The following is a 17,537-nucleotide window of genomic DNA, read 5'->3' as shown; positions in this document are numbered from 1 at the left end:
AGCGGTGCTGGCCCGGACTCACGACGAGGTGAGCGGGGCGGGTATCTGGAAGGCTCCAGTGATAGCCCATCGAGGCGGCCAAAACGGCTGGCGCAACCTTTGGGGCAAACGGGCTGAAGTCGTGCGGAGCTAAAGAACCTGGCGTGGACTCACTCGGGTCTCACGTCTTGCTTGCAGTGGTGAAAGTACCGCCGCCTATAGGGTATGTCAAGTATAAAGCACAACATCTTGTGCTGAGCGAGGCAATACCCTGACTAAGCGAGGGTATCGCACCGAGGCCGGTGGAAATCAGAGATTTAGCTGTGGAAGTCCGGAAATCTGCCGTCTGCGAGTGGTGCTGGAGGCTCAAAATCGGACGGGGTCCGAGCCGCGGGGCTTAACACTTTTGTTGTACTCGCGGATCGTCGGCGAGGGAGGCTTCTCCGCCCCAAAACAGGGTCAGGAGGGACGCACAGGAAGGTGCCGGTCAAGCCAGGTGCCGACCCGGTCGGAGGAGGCGTAATGCTGGCCAAGACGCCGGTAGCTTTCAAACTGGGATTCGCTGAACCACTGGTCGGCAGTCGAGGTATTTGGGAAGGTCGGGTTTTCCCTGCGGAAGTTGACCAGGTCGGCGGGAAGATCGTGGGTGTATACGGATTTGAGATAGAGGATCTGGCCGACAGTACCGTTGGAGTAGCGAATGGTTCCCTGCACGCTAGGATACGGACTGGCGAGGGTGTCTCCGGCCGGCTCCAGCTGGGTGAGATCCAGCGTGATCTCGGCGCCGTGATCGATCCGGCATTTGCGGATGGCCATCCCGATTCCCTGAAACGACAGGTCCGGGTCCTGCTCGGAGTCGCAGATCACAATGATGGTGCAGTGGCGGCGCACCAGCTCATACAGCCCCATATTCTCGAAGTGTCCACCGTCGGTGAGGTAGACGAATGCAGCTTCGTCGTTCACCAGGCCGAAGAGTTCCGCCAGAAGGTAGAACAGCCCGAACCAGGGTGAGGGAGGATTGCTGTGACGCCCCCGCAGCCGGAAGCGCTTGTGGCGTGGATTGCGAATCCACAGACCCAGCCGGACGTTGAAGATGGTGAGCAGAAAGGCCATGGTGGGGCTGGAATGGAAGCCCCAGTTAGGGCTCATGGCTGCGCCTGAGGTCGCCACGGCGGTGGCCACCCGAGGACCACCATCGACATAGGCGAAGCTGCGGGTCGGCGCATACCCGTTGAACTGGACGCGATCGCTGTCGGTCTCCGTCCATCCCACGTCGTAACCGCAGTAGAGCGGCGTAAAGGAGAAGGCTGCGCCTTTGCGCTCCTGATAGGCGAGGTCCTGGCCGAACGAGAGATTGAGAGTAGTACAAAAGATCGGAAAGGGTCCCTGATACGTTGGCGGCTGAGGCTCGAGGGAACAGAAGTCCGGACCACAGACGTTCGCCCACAGTTCTTTCGAGCTGGAGTGATTGAAGCGTGTAGGGAGAAGATCAATCAGCCGCAGCTTCTTATCGCTTCCGGCAAAGCCGGTAAACGGATTCGCGCGTCGATCGGGATTGCTGGCACCGGCATAACAACGAGCGATTCGGTCGCGGTAGAAGGAATGGAGCGAGAACTCGTTGACATCGATGCGCCAGCCGAAGAGGACAGCGGTAGCAGCGAGCAGTCCAAGCAGGCTGAGGAAATCAGAGTGGGGGATCATACCATCGCCAATCTGCGACTGGATGGTCATCAGAGCTTTCTCGATGATCCAGGACAGGCTGAGCACAAGCCCAACGATGAAGACCGGCGGCCCGATCATAACGAACATGTTCAACAGAGCGGCTGTTTTGGTCTTTTCATCCTTCGGACCGCCCGTCACCAGAGAGCTCTTGCCGACCAGCACGCTGCCGAGGGTCGTCGTAATCCAGCCGATCCACAGCGGCTTACCAAGGTGGGCTACGTGGAAGAGCCACGACACCAACGTAGGGCCAAGCAGCGAACTGGCGGTGAGAGCAAACCAGGACAGACCGAAGAGGAAGCTCCATGCCCGGAGCCGGGCGAACCACTCGCGCACAGAACCGTCGACAAGATTTCCGACCAGGCCCCCGGCGATCTCGATCGACACAAAGACGACCGTCAGGCCCAGCCACGGCAACAGCGGAATGGCCGTCCGGGTCACGTCCTCCAGCGGGAGAAAAAAGGATGCGAAAAAGATGACGAGCCGAGAGAGGTTAAGCAGCACATAGCCGCAGCCAATGGCGCCCGCCATGCCAAGCAGGACGATCAACCGCCTCCAGTCTGCCGGGATTGCGCGTGCCGCGGAGAGGACCAGCAGGGCGATGCCCGCAAGCATGGAGGTAAACACCCACGAGGTGGAGGTATCGTCGTCGAAGCCGGTCAGGGGCTTCCACCAGCGGAAGGAGTAGGCCGACTGCCAGGCTCGCAGGTTATCGATGGCATCGGGCTCGACCGCAGGCGCAGTGGGAACCCTGCCAGCGGGTGTGCCGCCGGTGGTTGCGGGATTGGGAGTATGCGCCGGATCTACGCTCCTCTTCGAAAGCCAATGAAGATGACTGATGTGGATGCGTGTGCTGCCGGGCACGATGCCGGTGTTTTCGGGCCAGTCCACGATATTCTTCACGCGATGCACGCGGTCGCTGTGGCGTATCTCTCTCGCGGTATGAGGCACCTTCTGGGGCAGCGGATTTCCCGCCCAGAAGGAAGAGCGATAGAGATAGGGACACAGGGCGAGGACAGAGATCAGGATGGGCAGAAAGACCAGTCCAAGCACGCCGGTCTGTCCGAACCCGGCCTCCTCGACGGGGTGGCAGTGATCCGCCGGGGGATGGATGAGCTGAGTGAAGAAGATGATGCCAGAGGCGAAGAGAAAGCCGGCGAAGATAAGACTCGCTGTAAAGATGCCATTGTCGAGAAGGAAGTGAGCGATACGGCCACGGGAGCTGAGATAAAAGTGCGGCAGCAGCATCACCAGCATGATCGACGAGACAAGGACAATCTGGTTGAGAAAGGTGTTGCGCAGCCAGACAGCGAACGCAACCCAGGTGTCGGCGCTGAAGAGCCCTACGCGAGGGGTGAGATAGTTGGAGTATCGACGCAGCCAGCGCAGCGGCTCCGGCCAGAAGGTACGTTGCGATGGAGGGCCGGGGAGAGGTTGCAGCTGCCGTTTTACCTTCTCGATGTTCTCGCAGGAGATCCACGAAGCGAAGAACTGATGAATGTAGCCGCCGCCTGAGACGGTCGAAAGATAGTCGAACGAGTTGATGCGGTCGCGAGCTGCCAATCCCTGCAGCACTCCAAGGTTGAAGGTGGCGCTTCGGATGCCTCCCCCTGAGAAGCAGATTCCCGTAAGCTGCAGACCGTCGGCGACGGCGTAGGCGTCCTGTTGCGGATCGGCGGGAGGCCAATAACCCTTGGCCGCGAGTTCCTGCTCGAGCAGCCATTTGCCCGGGGGATAGTCGGTCAGCGTGGCCATTCGTGCCTGTGCCCTGGGCTGCTTATGGAGCAGCTCTGCCATATGCGCCGTGTCGGTAACTTCCAGTTCCGGGACCGGCATCTTGAAGGCGGCGCGCCACGACTCCGCAAAGGCAGTCTTCTGCTCCTGATCTGTCAATGACGCCTGATGCGATTGAATCTGCTGGGCCAGGCGGATGCAATAGGCCTGCGCCGCTCCATCGCGAAGTTCCGCCTCCTTGAGAAGCAGATCAGAACGACGCCTGCCGAACATGGCCATCTGGGGCTCCGGGAAACAAAGATGACGTCAGCACTACTTCAATCGAAGAGCTTCTAACGCACGACAGGGCCCGGAATGGAGAAAACAATATCAGAGGAGACGAAACTTACACAGAGAAATCAGAGCACCGATATCAGGTCAGCCTTCGATGGCTGCAACAGCTGGTGCTCGATCCCGGAGGCGCGCCCGCAGCTCAGCCGTTGCGGCGCGATGACACAGAAGGCAGAGCGTCCGGATGTTGTCCAGATCGCATTGCCCTCCGCCCTCTGCGACCGGAACGATGTGGTCAGCGTCCCAGAGGCTGCGGCGGCTGGAGATTCGCTTCATGCCGTAAAGACGCAGGCCGGCTTCGCGAGCGGCTCCCCTGGCCCGTTTGAGCGCGGCATAGGCCGCGACCGTATCGATGCTGCAGGCGGAGCACCGCCCGCGATCGCGTGCGAAGACCTGTTCGCGCATATACCCGGCATCGGTACGAAGACGCCACTGATGCACGCAATAGTCGCTGCAGAAGGTCCGGCGTCGCTTTGCAATGATCTCAAGCTGACACCAGCGGCACAGCGGAAGGCCATTCGGACCGACAGGCAGCTCGTCACGATGGGCACGACCGCCGGCGAGTGTACGTGTAGGAAGCATGGACCTGTCTCAGAGTAGCCTCAGGATGCCTCAAGCTTCAAAGTCTACTTCGACCGGATCGATCAGCGGCATCAGCCAGGTCAGTAGCTTCTGATGGACCGGATGATCGTTGTACGCCTCGTAGGAGGCACGATCGGAGAACTTCATCACCCCGGCGAGCTCGTACCCCTGAGAGCGCGGAGAGATGTTGGCGCCGACGAGAGTCTCATCGAGGCCGGGGATCTGTCCCTGAAGGCCTTGAATCTCCTGAATGACGCGCTGTTTCTGGGCTTCATCGACTTCAGGCTTCCAGCGAAAGAGAAAGGTATGCACGATCATGAGGTGTAGTTTAACCCGCACCGCTTAGAATGGTTCGACGAAGATATTGCGCGGGGAGAGGGTTATGTCGAGAACACAGTCGACCATGGTCGAGCTTGGAACGGTGGCTCCTGCTTTTGAGCTGCAGGATGTGATTACAGGGAAGGCGGTGGGACGCGATGACGTTGCCGCCGAGCGCCAGGGATTGCTGGTGCTGTTTATCTGCGTCCATTGCCCCTATGTGAAGCACATCGAAGAGGAACTGGCGAGGATCGGCAGAGATTATGAAGGCAAGATCGGCATCGTCGCGATCAGCTCGAACGATGTCGTCACCCATCCGCAGGATGCTCCGGAAGAGATGAAGAAGCAGGCCGAGCGTCTGGACTTCCGCTTTCCCTATCTCTATGACGAGACCCAGGAGACCGCCCGGGAGTATCACGCTGCCTGCACTCCTGATCTATTCCTCTTCGATGGAGAGATGAAGCTGGTGTATCGCGGCCAGATTGACGATAGTCGTCCGAAGCGCGGCGACATCGGCAACGATATTCCGGTCACGGGCAAAGACCTGCGTGCAGCCATGGACGCGGTGCTCGCGGGCAAGCGTCCCGATCCGAATCAGAAGTTTTCCATTGGCTGCAACATCAAATGGAAGGAATAGGAGAACGTATGGATCAGGTTCTTGAAAAGCTGAAAGAGGGGATTCTTCGCTTCCAGACCGAGGTTTACCCGCCCAATGCGGAGAAGTACAAGAAGGCGGCCACCGCGCCGCAGCAGCCTTCAACATTGATTGTGACCTGTGCCGACTCCCGCATCGACCCAGAGCTGATCACCCAGTCGAGAACGGGCGAGATCTTCGTCACACGTAACATCGGCAATCTGGTTCCGGCTTACGGCGAGATGATGGGCGGCGTCAGTGCCGTGATCGAATATGCGGTGAGCGCGCTCAAGGTGAAGCACATAGCAGTATGTGGCCATAGCGACTGCGGCGCGATGAAGGCACTGCTCAATCCAGCGAGCCTCGATAGCCTGGCCAGCGTGAAGAACTGGATGCGCAATGCGGAGGCTGCTCTCAGCGTAGCGGATTCGCTCGCTCCCGATGGAGAAGGTCATCCCGAGCGGCTGAAGCGGCTGACGGAGGAGAATGTTCTGCTGCAGATGCAGCATTTGAGAACGCATCCCTCCGTTGCAGGCGCTATCGCTCGGAAGGATCTGAGCCTGTCGGGATGGGTGTACGACATCGGCACAGGCCGCGTACGCATCTCCGAGGACGGCGATCGCCACTTTCATACGGTCGGAGATGCCAACGCATGATCGTTCCCCGTACGAGGCAGCTCGTCCTGCATACCCTCAGATATCTAGGGTTGCCGCTCGCCGGTCTGCTCGCCTACGACGTGGCAATTGTCGCCATCTACAAGCTGGGATATCTGCAGTGGGCTGCCCTCGAGCAGATTCCTCTGTCGCTGTTCGGCTCTGCGATCGGAGTCGTTCTGGCGTTCCGCAACAGCACATCGTACGCGCGCTGGTGGGAGGCGCGGACGCTGTGGGGTACCATCGTCAACAACTCCCGAAGCTGGGGACGCCTGGTGACGACGACCATGCGGCAGAAGGAGAAGAACAACAGTCCTGAACTGACCGCGATGAAGATCCGGATGATCTACTACCAGATCGCGTGGGTCCATGCCCTGCGGCAGCATCTTCGGAAGCTGGATGTTCTAAGTGAGATCGCGGGCATTCTTCCCGCAGAAGAGATTGAGGAGTTCCGCGGCCAGACTAATGTCCCTGTTGCGATTCAGCAGCGACAAAGCACGCTGTTACAGGAAGCGCTGGACGCCGGGTGGATTGACCTCGCGCAGTGGCACGCCATGAACCAGAGCCTCGACGATCTGGTCGACGCACAAGGCGGCGCCGAAAGGATCAAGAATACGCCGATGCCGCGGCAGTATGACTACCTGCCGCAGCTCTTTGCCCAGATGTTCTGCTTCCTGCTGCCGTTGGTCATGGTCTCCAGCATGGGCTGGTTTACACCGTTGGGATCAACCCTCGTGGGCTTTATCTTCCTTTCGCTCGACAAGATCGGGCGCGATCTGGAAGATCCCTTCGACAACACCATCCATGACCTTCCACTCATATCGATCACGCGGACCATCGAGATCAACCTCCGGCAGATGCTCGGCGAGTCGGAGCTGCCGCAGCCGATCGTGCCGGTTAATGACATCCTCTGGTAGACGGTCGTGGTTGCGCGCCCTGCTTTAGAGTGAGTCTTTAGATCTGCTCCGAAGCCGTGCCGGTTGCCGCATCCGACCCGTGGAGCTTTACGAGCTTGTTGTAGATTCCCATCAGAAGAAAGGGTGCTGCCCATTGTCCGACGAAAAGTGCCGCATGATCCTTCTTCGAAGCCTTGAAGGTCAGTGAAGCGACCATCGATGCGAGTGCCGCAGCCAGATACGCGCTGGAGGGAATCTGGGACGTTACTTTTTCGATGGCTGCAGTGACTTGATCCTCTCGAGCCTCGCCTTTGTTTACACGGTAATCAGTCATGGAAAATCATCTCCTTGTCGTAAGAGAGATGCTTCCGGCAATGCTCGTGAAAGGATGGCAGGCATATTTTTTTCAAAAAGCCGGGAGCCCGCGCATAAGTCCAAAGGCTGCACTAGAGCCACTTCATCCTGCGAAGGGTGTACAGCAGCAACACCGTACACGTGATAGTGAGGAATGCAACGAAGAGTGCGCCATGGGGTGAATCCTCAAACGGGAGGCCCTTGAGATTCATGCCATAGATTCCGGAGATCGCCAGGGCCGGTAACGCGATCGTACCGAGCACAGTGAGCACCTTCATCACCTCGTTGGTCCTGTTTGAGACAGAGGTAAGGTAGATGTCGAGCGTATTGTTCAACAGGTCTCGCTGCGTCTCGACGGAGTCCAACAGCCGCACCACGTGATCGTAGGTATCGCGGATGTACAGTTGGTGTTCCGTGTCGATGATCGTATTGGGATCCCGCTGCAGGTGCAGGCAGGCGTCGCGCGTATTGACCAGAACGCGACGCAGATCGATCAGTTCCCGCTTGATCGCGAAGATCTGGGCCAGCACCTCCGGGGAGGGGCGATCGAAGACAGCGTCCTCCAACTGATCGATGCGGTTATCGAAGTGATCGATCGCAGGGAAGTAATGATCGACGATTGTATCCAGGATCAGATAGAGAAGCCGGGCAGGATGTTCGTCATCGCCATCGCGTCGCGCCCGTTCCAGAGCATCGTTCGTCGCCGGACACGCGGGATCGACGATCGTGATGAGGAAATCCTTCCCGGCAAAGACATCGACGGTGGTGAACGTCGGCATCTGCTCGGACGGGGCGTCGGGATCAGGCTTGAGATAGACAGGCTTGAAGACCGCAAACGTATAGGTCAGTCCTGAATCGACCTTGACGCTTTCGTCTTCGCAGCGCGCATCTTCGACGTGCAGCGGGTGGAGATTGTATTGGCGGGCCAGCTCGTCGAGCCTGGCATCGTGGGGATCATCGAGTTGGTACCAGGGCATGGAAGCTTCTCTCCTGTTCGCCGTTCGTCTGTTTCTGCAAGCCGTCACAGGCCCAGCTGGAAGAAATCCTTTGCGTCCATCGTACCCACTTGGACGTATAGTTCAGTAAAGAGCTCAGCCCAAAATTGAAAGAGGAACGCCCCAGATGTTCAATCGCTGTCGCGCCTTCGTGTTTCTTCTTGCCTTCGCTGGACCATTCGCCTGGACCCAGGGTCCCTCGACCTCGCCGACGTATAACCCTGTCAAGACCTTTGCGCCGTTCACCATGCCCGACCCGGTCAACGCCTACCGCTCCAGCAATGGCGCTCCCGGACCGAGCTACTGGCAGAACGAGGCCGACTACGACCTGCATCCCAACATTGACACCGCGAACAAGCAGCTCAGCGCGACCGAGACGATCACCTACACCAACAATAGCCCGGATCTGCTCACCAGCCTCTGGCTGCATGTGGAGCAGAATACCTATCGTAAGGACTCCCGCTCACGGCTCGCAGGCGGTGCAGTCCGCTCGCGCAGGCGCAATAGCCCTGAACAGGCCGGCCCACCCCCCTCGTCAGACGGCTATGCCTTCGACTCGGTCGAGATCGAGTCGGGTAAGCAGCGTACCAAGGCCGATTATCTGATCTCCGACACCCGCATGCAGATTCGCCTGGCCGAGCCCCTCAAGCCTCATGGGGGACAGCTGAAGATCCATATCAAGTACCACTATCAGATTCCCGGCATCTGGGGCGGCCGCACCTCCTGGGGCAAGGCAAAGGAGGGTGAGATCTACGACATGGCGCAGTGGTACCCGCGCATGTGCGTCTATGACGATCTTCGCGGATGGGACACGCTTCCCTATCTCGGCAGCGAGTTCTACCTCGAGTACGGCCACTTCGACTACTACGTCACCGTTCCCTCAAGCTTCATCGTCGCCGGGTCCGGCGAGCTGGTGAATCCCAAAGAGGTTCTCACCTCCCAGGAAGTAGCGCGGCTTGAACAGGCCAAAAACAGCGACGCGACCGTCATGATCCTCAAGCCGGAAGAGGTCGGCAAGCCGGAGAGCCGTCCCAGGCAGGACGGAACCCTGACCTGGCACTTCCACATGGACCGCACCCGTGATGTGGCCTTCAGCGCATCTCCGGTCTTCGTCTGGGACGCCGCAAAGATCAACCTGCCGGACGGCAAGAAGTCGCTCGCCATGAGCGTCTATCCGCCTGAGAGCATAGGTGACGACGCCTGGACGAAGTCCACCGAATACGTGAAGAACTCGGTAGAGAACTTCTCTAAACGCTGGTATCCCTATCCCTACCCCGCAGCCATCAATGTTGCGGGCTTCTCCACCGGCATGGAGTATCCCGGCATCGTCTTTGACGGTATCCCCGATAAAGGCGCCTTCCTCTTCTGGGTGACTGCGCATGAGATTGGCCACGACTGGTTCCCCATGATCGTCGGCTCCAACGAGCGTCGCAACGCTTTTATGGACGAGGGCTTCAACACCTTCATCGATATCTTCGAGTCTGACGAGTACGCCGCAGGCAAGTATGGCCCCAAGCGCGACTCAGAATACTCCGCCGGAGGCGAGCCACCGGACACGATCCTCAAGGTCATCGACGATCCCGCCGCGCCTCCGGTCCTCTTCCCTGCCGATGGCTACCCCGGTCGCCTCGGGCATCCGGTCAGCTACTTCAAAGGCGCCTACGGAAACGTGCTTCTGCGTGAGCAGATTCTCGGGCCGGAGCGCTTCGACTGGGCCTTCCGCAAGTACATTCGCGACTGGGCCTTCAAGCATCCATCCCCCTCCGACTTCTTCCGCGCCATGCAGAGTGAAGGCGGAGAAGAGCTGGGCTGGTTCTGGCGGGGCTGGTACGAGAACAACTGGAAGTTCGATCTTGCGGTCGACAAGATCGACGGCGCGACCATGACCATCGTCAACAAAGATCAGCTCGTGCTTCCGGCCACGGTCGAGGTGAAGTTCAAGGACGGCACGTCCGAGCGCTTCCGCCTGCCGTGGGAGACGTGGCTGAGCAAGGGTGAGTACACCTGGTCCTCCGACGACAAGAAACCCATCGCCTCGGTCACGATCGATCCGGATCACAAGCTTCCGGACGACGATCGCAGCAACAACACGAAGTCAGCCGAATAACCTCTTCACCTATAGTTGCTCACCTGCGGCCTGTGCTGGATCGTCTTCTTCGATCCATCGCAGGCCGCAATTGCTGCAGTACCAAGATTCAGAGCCGCGAGGAGCCGGAAGCGCAAAGAGGTAGAGCGACAGCAGCGCCGCCTTTCTTCCCCGCCGTTCCCAAAGGATCTCGATCGAGTTGCAGCGCGGGCAGTGCGGCTGGTCAAAGGATGGCTGGTCAGGAAGTGGGATCGTCTCAGGAACCGGCTGTTGAAGGATCGTCTCCGCGACTTCCGCATCTGCTCGAGGGACCTGGAGACTGATGCCTCCAATCAGGTTCGACATCTGCCAGTCCAGCCTGACGAAGTTTTCATCCTTAAGGAAGCAGTAGATCCCGGCAGATTCAAGCACACCACGACCTATGATCGCTTCGGACAGGTCACGGTACCGGCGAATGGTGACGAGATCACGATACTGACTCGCCGGGTCGCTCACGCCGGGAGCGGGAGGCTCACGAAAGTCGATCCCCCGTTGCGCCAACTCTGCTTTCAGAGCAGGTTGAGCATCATCAACCAGAGAGTGCCAGTCTTCGACAATCCTAAGAAGCTCAGCATCAGACAGCGAACGATAGAACTCACGAAAGGAGACGTTGGCCATGCCCAAAAGATCATAGCAGCGCCGACGACACCTCTTTACACTTCGCGGATGAGAGTTCCCATTCCTTTTTCGATGCTCCTGATCTCGCCGTCGCGCATATGGATGATCCGATCCGCAATCTGCGCGGCCTCCGGATTATGCGTAATCATCAGCACGGTCTGATTCAGCTCACGGCTGGAGCGCCGCAGCATCTCTAGAACAGCCTCCGAGTTCTTCGTATCGAGATTGCCTGTCGGCTCATCCGCCAGCACAATCGCAGGGCGTGAGATCAGCGCGCGCGCAATGGCGACACGCTGCTGCTCGCCTCCGGAGAGCTCGTTGGGACGATGCTCAAGCCTTCCCTTGATCCCCATCAGATCGGCCAGGTGGTCGAGCAGGACACGGTCGAGAGGCTTCTTCTCCGACGCTCCGAGGTTGGCGATGTCATGTGCGATCTCAATGTTCCCCATCGCCGAAAGCGTGGGCAGAAGGTTGAATCGCTGGAAGACAAACCCGATCTTGGCTCTGCGCATCCTCGTGCGTTCCACGTCGGACATCCGCGAAAACTCCGCCCCGTCTATATAGAGCGTTCCCGAGGTAGCATGCGTCAGCCCGCCCAGAATATAAAACAGGGTCGACTTCCCCGATCCCGATGGCCCCACGATGGTCACAAACTCTCCAGGAGCGGCACTCAGCGTTACATCACGCAGTGCCGCAACTTCGAGCTTTCCGGAGCGGTAAGTTTTACCGAGATGTCTGGCGTCAATAATTGCTCGATCTGTGACTGCCGTTTCCAAAGAAGAGGTAGAAGGATTCACCATGAGTTACCTTTGAGTTTATCGTGTCTGGGACCTCTCCATGGGAATGAGCATAAATTGGGCTGAGCTTTTGCTGTTGGTCCTGGTCGGCTGGACCTTGCTGGGGTTCCTGGGAGTCAACCTGTCGCACCGTCGTGGCGAGCGAAGCCAGGGGCGGCGCAATCTTGCGTGGATTGCTGGAATCTGGCTGCTTTACTTCGCGATCCTGGTGGCGACCTCCCTCATCGCCAAACCGCGCTCCGTCAGCCTGGGGCAGCAGCAATGCTTCGATTCGCTCTGCTTCACCACAACCGGAGCAGACCTCATTCCCGGCTATCTCGCAAGAAATGGGGAGAAGGTCGTGCGGGTCTCGGTTCGCATCGCCAACCATTCGTCGAAGAGAAATCCTGGAGACAAGCATCTGACAGCCTATATTCTCGACTCCCGCAACCGGCGCTGGGACGAAGTTCCCGGTCTCGAGGGAGTACGGTTGTCGACACCCGTTGCTGCCGGCGACTCCGTCATCAGCACTCCCGTCTTCAAGGTTGCCGGCGATGCCGAACATCTGCGCCTGGTGTTTACACGCGGCAAGAGACTGCCCAACCTCCTTCTGCTGGCAGACCGCGACAGCCTGTTGCACCCACTGATCAGCGTTACCCTGCCGCGCTAGCAGTCGAAATTCATCCAGTAGTCGAACCTTCATACTGAGATTTCACCTTTTCCTGCAAAGGGTTGCGACCACTCTCGACTGACTGTGCCAATTGCACCGTATTTCGGGGGTTTGCATTTGGTACGAAGATTGCACCTGTTCCAGACCGTGTTACGGCCCTCTTTGCACACGCTTCGATTTCGAGATGATGTGGAAATGACTTTAAAAACCGCGTAAAGCTGTTGGGCTCTTCTTCGCCTTTTGTAAGGCTGCTCTGAATTGCGCACCGTTACGGTAGGCGATTTTGCGAACTTGCTTCCCTCTGGAAGCTATAGGGACCCCCAAAAAACGGCGACGTCTGCATCGTCCTCTCCGATGAGAGGCAAGGTCCTGCTGACGTCAAATTCTGGCCCCCTATGCAGCATGTCCTGCGTAGACGGTGAACTATTCCTAACAACGTTGTGGAGGAAGAAGTGAAAACGATTGCAGCAACTCTAGTTACAGCCTTAGTCGTCTCTGGACAGGCGTATGCCCAGAGCAATACGAACAAGTCATCGGACAAGAGCGACAAGAAGCAAGCGAAGACCCGCGCTCTCCGGGACAGTCAGATGGATCATGTCACAGCTGCCGGCGAAGAGAATACTGCCGTAGCAGCGAACAACTCCACAGTGAATGTCAACAACACCGGATCCGTCGACCTCTCCGGCAGCGCTCTCAATGGAGCTTCCGGAATCAATATCGTCAGCTCTTCCGACGCCCTGGTTGGCAATGGAGCCAACGTCTATAGCGGCACCCTTACGTCGCCGGCAAATAACAGCGGAGCCAATGTCACCCAAAGCAATGACGTCACACAGAGCAGCGCGCAGATGGGAACCATCTCCGGATACAGTCGTGGGGCGAACACCTCTCTCAACCTGTCCGCCGCCTCAGATGTAACGACCAGCGACACAAGCAGCAGCAGCTACAACCACTCCCTGAATACCTCGAAGACGCAGAGCGAAAGCCTGGATGTCAGTCACACCAAGACAGACAGCCTCGCGACGACTTCCAGCAACACCAAGAACCAGACGCTGAGTGCAACTGCAAGCAAGTCAAACTCGCTCACATCCACGAGCTCTGCCGCCAAGAGCCAAAACGCGACCCTTTCGACGGCCGCAAACTCATCCAAGAGCGCTGCTGCCACACTCTCTACCGACACCACAGCGTCGAAGAGCGCGAACGCTGCCCAGGCAGCCAACGCAACCTCTTCCAGGAGCTCCAACAGCACTCAATCTGCAAATGCCACACAGGCAGCCACCGCATCGCAGAACGCCACCACTGCAAACACCAATACCGCGAATACAACCGCTGCAGCTACCAATGCGGCGACGAACAACGCGACCAGCAATACAAACAGCACCAGTAACTCCGTTGCGACCGGACCCAGCGGTACTGCCGGAAACTCCGGCAACACCGCTTACAACAACACCGCCACCAGTGGAGGCAGTAACTCAGCTTCCAATGGAACGACCTCGCACAATATGTCCGCAACCAATGGTGGATCGGGAACGAACGGAAGCAATACCACCTCCGGTACGACTTCCGCGACTGCCAACAACAGCGCCAACCAGGCATCGAACCAGAGCTCCTCGGCGAACCAGACGGCCTCGACAAACGCTGCAAATAACGCCAGCGCAGCGAATACCGCTTCCGCCAGCAACGCAGCAAATACCGCCGATGCCTCGAACTCGTCAAACGCTCAGGCCTCCAACAATACGGATTCGCTTAGCGCGTCCAGCAACAAGACCTCCAGCAACTCGAATTCGCTCAATGCCTCTGCCAGCAAGTCGTCCAACAAAGCAAACTCGCTTAACACCTCCAGTTCGGCGAATGCGTCTCTCAACGCAAGCAAGTCCTCTTCCAAGACGGATAGCATGAATGAGAACCACGCAGTGGACGACAGCCTTACCGCCAGCGCGAGCAAGAGCTCCACGCTTGCAACCAGCACGGCAAAATCGAAGTCGAACTCCACCTCCAACCACACGGTTCAGTCCCTCGACTTGACCTATGACCAGCAGGGCGCCGTCGCTTTTGACTCCGCCAGCGGAAAGTATGTCGCGGTTGATGGATCGACGGTATCGGCGACCAACACCTATACCGTTGCGCTTGCAGGCAGCGCGCTGCAGAATGCAAGCGGCCTGAACATCGTCAACGCGGCCGGTGGCATGGTTGCGAACGGTGTCAACGTCGCACGGACGTCGAACATGAACTCGGCGCCTGTCATCATGCAGTCCAACACGGTCAGCCAGATCCGCTAACAAGTGGGCAGGCGGTTTGCGCGGATCCGGTCGATTCCTATCAAGCAGGATCCCGCAACGCTCCGCCCGCTCCTTCACTGGATTCATGGAGTAAGGTATGCGACGAATTCTTGTGATAGCGGTTCTGTCTGCGCTTGGTGCAGCAGCCCCGGCAATGGCTGGCGCACAGACGCCGGCGCATGTCGGGATAAAGGACAAAGTTGAGACGAAGGCGAAGCCTCTCAGCGATGCTGCGCTCGACAAGGTTACGGCAGGAACCGTCTCTGCCGGAATCTCTGATGGCGTAGTGCGATTTCAAGGGCAGGCACCCACCGCGAACGGATTGGTGTCGAGCACCGGTTCGCTCGCTCTTCAGGGCGGACCCATCGGCGGCAACACGATGGGAACTCTCAACCTCAGCGGCAATGCGGAACAGAATCTGAACTCACTGGTCAACATCAATGCCGTGAACTCAACGATCAGTGTGTTGCTGAATCTCAATGTCAACATCAACTCGACTGTGGGAACCCTGACGCAGGCGAATCTGAATGGAAAACACTGATGTCCCTCCCTGCTGTCTGGTTCCGATTCTGGTCTAGAGCGCTCGTGCTTATTCTGACGAGCGGTCTATTTCTCCCGTCCGCATCTGCGTTCTCTCAAACCAGGGACGACGCAGATGCACAGGGGGGTAAAAAAATCCGCAGCCTCAAGGAAATCCGAGGCGAGGGCGTCGTCCGCCAGAAGTGGGATATGAGCTGTGGAGCCGCGGCCCTGAGCACACTGCTCACCTACGAGTTCAAGGACAACACCCCGGAAACAGCCATCGTGGTGTGGATCCTCCACCGCGTCGATCCTGTGAAGGTCCGGGCGCGCGGCGGCTTCTCGCTCCTCGATCTCAAACGCTTCGCCCAGGCGCGCGGCTATCACGCTGAGGGCTACGCCGGAATGTCCATGGAAGAACTGGCTTCGCAGAAGACCGCGGTCATCGTTCCCATCCGCCTTAAAGGTTTCGATCACTTCATCGTGGTCCGCAGGATCGCAGATGGAAGGGTCATCATCGCGGATCCCGGCTTTGGCAATCTCACCATGCGGGTCGACCGCTTTCAGGGTCTCTGGAAAGAGGGCATCGCCTTCATCGTTCACCCGCCCACCGATCTGATGCTGACTGACCAGAGGCCAACCATCGCGTCGCGCTCGATTCCCGATCCCAGCATGATCCAGCGCGAGATCGGCATTGCGATTCCGCCGAACTATCTCTACTGACATCCACTGAACCCTCTCTACCGACATCAAAGGCCAGATCGATGCACACTTTTCCGTTGAAACAAACTTGCATGACGCTTCTCTGCTGCTGCCTTGCTTCTTCCTCACTTACGGGCCGGGCCCAGGAACACAGCACCTCGGCCCAGCCGCAGCAGACATCGCAGGCACCGCCGCAACCCGGACCCGCCATGTCAGAGCAGGAATCGCTGCTCGCAGCCGTTAATCAGCGTCTCAACGATTCTCTGCGCCAGCGCGACGCCATCATTCGAAATCTGCTGGAACGCGTGCAGGAGCTGGAGTGGAGAGTGAACGGAGGGTTCACCACCTCTCCCAAAGATCTCGCTGCTGCAAAGCCGGTCTCCGCAGCGCCTCCTTCCGCCTCTTCCTCTTCCTCATCCGCCGCACCAACAACACCTGCTCCGCGCCTCGGGGCAGCGGCGTCCGTAACCTCCGTCGTGACCAATAGCGGTTACGACGCTGAGGAGCGCCAGGCCAGCCAGGCGCTCGATCAGGCTCTTATTGTTCGCGGCGGTCTGCTGCTGCCCCCGGGTACGGTTGAACTGGACAACACGACCTCCTACTTCAGCTCGACCTCAGATCGCATCAACATCGACGGCTTTGCCCTGCTGCCGATTCTGGTCGTCGGAGACATCGCCTCCCAGCGCGTTCGGAAGGACCTTCTGCTGCCCACCTTCTCGGCACGGTTAGGTCTTCCCTACAAGCTGCAGTTCGACACCTACATTCCTTACGGCTATCAGCTGAACCGCACCGTCGACGTTAACGGCACCCAGACCTCCCAGAGCACCTTCGGACTCGGCGATGTCACCTTCGGCCTTTCGCGGCAGTTGGCCCTTGAGCACGGCCGGGTTCCCGACCTTCTGGCCAATGTTCGGTTGAAGACCACCACCGGGATCGACAGCTTCAATCTCAACAGCAGTCAGACGGCCCTGGGTACAGGCTTCTACGCCGTCCAGGGAAACCTGACCGCAGCGAAGTCCAACGATCCGGTCGTCATGTTCGGGAACCTCTCGTATACGGCGAATCTCAACGGAACCCACTCCATCCCGGCCAACGATCCGGACAACCCCGGCCTGATGATCCCTGGACACTTCCAGCCCGGCGACTCCGTCGGGTTCCAACTGGGGTCCATCCTCTCGCTGAATCCGGAGACCTCGATGACCGTGGGATGGGACCAGCGGTTTACCCGCGCCACCAGTCTCAACGGAAAGACGGTTCCCGCGTCCTTCCTGGTCGAAGGCTCGCTGCGCCTGGGAGCCTCCTATCTCTATGCTCCGGGCAGAACCCTCGACCTCAGCTTCGGTGTCGGCCTCACCCCCGACACCCCAAACCTTCAGTTCTCCGTGGGCCTGCCTATTCGGCGAGCTCTCTGGAGGCCGAAGAACAGCGTTCACTGACCAGCCGAGCACTACGAGGTCGGCGAACGCTGTTCTGTCGTGCAGCTCTAATTGCTTTGCCTCCGATAGGCGATGTATGAGGGACGGAAATCACAATCCGATGACATCTCTATGACAACTCCAGCCTGCGAAAAACCTAGAGTGACAGCACGTCTTCCATGCGCATTGGAAGGCCGAAATTAACCCGTAGCTCCGGCGATCTGCCGGCCTCGGCGATGGGG

Annotated in this window: 16 protein-coding genes; 9 read left to right on the top strand and 7 right to left on the bottom strand. The window is 58.7% G+C overall.

Annotated elements, in window-relative coordinates; all coding sequences use genetic code 11:
* Positions 1–438: 438 nt before the first annotated feature.
* From JAO29_RS18115 to JAO29_RS18105, 3 genes are all read right to left on the bottom strand, one after another.
* Positions 439–3,711, bottom strand: a complete 3,273-nt coding sequence (locus JAO29_RS18115) for a hypothetical protein (RefSeq protein ID WP_334269669.1) — start codon at positions 3,709–3,711, stop codon at positions 439–441.
* Between the two features lie 138 nt (positions 3,712–3,849).
* Entirely contained in the window at positions 3,850–4,344 is a 495-nt protein-coding gene (locus JAO29_RS18110) for an HNH endonuclease signature motif containing protein (protein WP_334269668.1), read from the bottom strand.
* 30 nt (positions 4,345–4,374) lie between these two features.
* Entirely contained in the window at positions 4,375–4,662 is a 288-nt protein-coding gene (locus JAO29_RS18105) for a Dabb family protein (protein ID WP_334269667.1), read from the bottom strand.
* 64 nt (positions 4,663–4,726) lie between these two features.
* Between JAO29_RS18105 and JAO29_RS18100 the strand changes: the two genes are divergently transcribed.
* From JAO29_RS18100 to JAO29_RS18090, 3 genes are read left to right on the top strand one after another with little or no spacing between them, the layout of a single operon-like run.
* On the top strand, positions 4,727–5,299 hold the full coding sequence (locus JAO29_RS18100; RefSeq protein ID WP_334269666.1) for a thioredoxin family protein: 573 nt from the start codon (positions 4,727–4,729) through the stop codon (positions 5,297–5,299).
* 8 nt (positions 5,300–5,307) lie between these two features.
* On the top strand, positions 5,308–5,952 hold the full coding sequence (locus JAO29_RS18095) for a carbonic anhydrase (protein WP_334269665.1): 645 nt from the start codon (positions 5,308–5,310) through the stop codon (positions 5,950–5,952).
* On the top strand, positions 5,949–6,866 hold the full coding sequence (locus JAO29_RS18090; RefSeq protein WP_334269664.1) for a bestrophin family protein: 918 nt from the start codon (positions 5,949–5,951) through the stop codon (positions 6,864–6,866). Before JAO29_RS18095 ends, JAO29_RS18090 begins: the two co-directional genes overlap by 4 nt.
* Positions 6,867–6,903: 37 nt before the next feature.
* On the opposite strand, the gene JAO29_RS18085 is transcribed toward JAO29_RS18090, so the two are convergent.
* Both JAO29_RS18085 and JAO29_RS18080 read right to left on the bottom strand, forming a co-directional pair.
* Entirely contained in the window at positions 6,904–7,179 is a 276-nt protein-coding gene (locus JAO29_RS18085; protein WP_334269663.1) for a hypothetical protein, read from the bottom strand.
* Positions 7,180–7,291: 112 nt separating this feature from the next.
* On the bottom strand, positions 7,292–8,176 hold the full coding sequence (locus tag JAO29_RS18080; protein WP_334269662.1) for a magnesium transporter CorA family protein: 885 nt from the start codon (positions 8,174–8,176) through the stop codon (positions 7,292–7,294).
* Between the two features lie 145 nt (positions 8,177–8,321).
* On the opposite strand from JAO29_RS18080, the gene JAO29_RS18075 reads away from it, so the two are divergent.
* Positions 8,322–10,301: a M1 family metallopeptidase gene (locus tag JAO29_RS18075; RefSeq protein WP_334269661.1), complete on the top strand. Its 1,980-nt coding sequence runs from the start codon at positions 8,322–8,324 to the stop codon at positions 10,299–10,301.
* 9 nt (positions 10,302–10,310) lie between these two features.
* Here JAO29_RS18075 and JAO29_RS18070 read toward each other — a convergent pair whose 3' ends face one another.
* On the bottom strand, positions 10,311–10,937 hold the full coding sequence (locus JAO29_RS18070) for a DUF2007 domain-containing protein (RefSeq protein WP_334269660.1): 627 nt from the start codon (positions 10,935–10,937) through the stop codon (positions 10,311–10,313).
* A gap of 35 nt (positions 10,938–10,972) precedes the next feature.
* Positions 10,973–11,737 carry an ABC transporter ATP-binding protein gene (locus tag JAO29_RS18065; RefSeq protein WP_334269659.1) on the bottom strand — a complete coding sequence of 255 codons (765 nt, stop codon included), beginning with the start codon at positions 11,735–11,737 and terminating at the stop codon, positions 10,973–10,975.
* Between the two features lie 43 nt (positions 11,738–11,780).
* Between JAO29_RS18065 and JAO29_RS18060 the strand changes: the two genes are divergently transcribed.
* The 5 genes from JAO29_RS18060 to JAO29_RS18040 all read left to right on the top strand — a co-directional run bounded on the left by JAO29_RS18060 (position 11,781) and on the right by JAO29_RS18040 (position 17,316).
* Positions 11,781–12,383, top strand: a complete 603-nt coding sequence (locus tag JAO29_RS18060; protein ID WP_334269658.1) for a hypothetical protein — start codon at positions 11,781–11,783, stop codon at positions 12,381–12,383.
* A gap of 452 nt (positions 12,384–12,835) precedes the next feature.
* Positions 12,836–14,659 carry a hypothetical protein gene (locus JAO29_RS18055; protein WP_334269657.1) on the top strand — a complete coding sequence of 608 codons (1,824 nt, stop codon included), beginning with the start codon at positions 12,836–12,838 and terminating at the stop codon, positions 14,657–14,659.
* 97 nt (positions 14,660–14,756) lie between these two features.
* Positions 14,757–15,200 (top strand): hypothetical protein, encoded by a 444-nt coding sequence (locus JAO29_RS18050; RefSeq protein WP_334269656.1) that lies wholly within the window; start codon positions 14,757–14,759, stop codon positions 15,198–15,200.
* The gene (locus JAO29_RS18045; protein ID WP_334269655.1) at positions 15,200–15,901 is read left to right on the top strand and encodes a C39 family peptidase; all 702 of its coding nucleotides are present in this window, start codon (positions 15,200–15,202) and stop codon (positions 15,899–15,901) included. Before JAO29_RS18050 ends, JAO29_RS18045 begins: the two co-directional genes overlap by 1 nt.
* Before the next feature lie 71 nt (positions 15,902–15,972).
* Entirely contained in the window at positions 15,973–17,316 is a 1,344-nt protein-coding gene (locus tag JAO29_RS18040; RefSeq protein ID WP_334269654.1) for a transporter, read from the top strand.
* The last annotated feature ends 221 nt before the right edge of the window (positions 17,317–17,537 follow it).

Source organism: Edaphobacter sp. HDX4, assembly GCF_036877565.1.
In the GTDB taxonomy this organism is placed as follows: Bacteria; Acidobacteriota; Terriglobia; order Terriglobales; family Acidobacteriaceae; genus Edaphobacter.
This window is presented reverse-complemented; position numbering and strand designations above follow the sequence as displayed.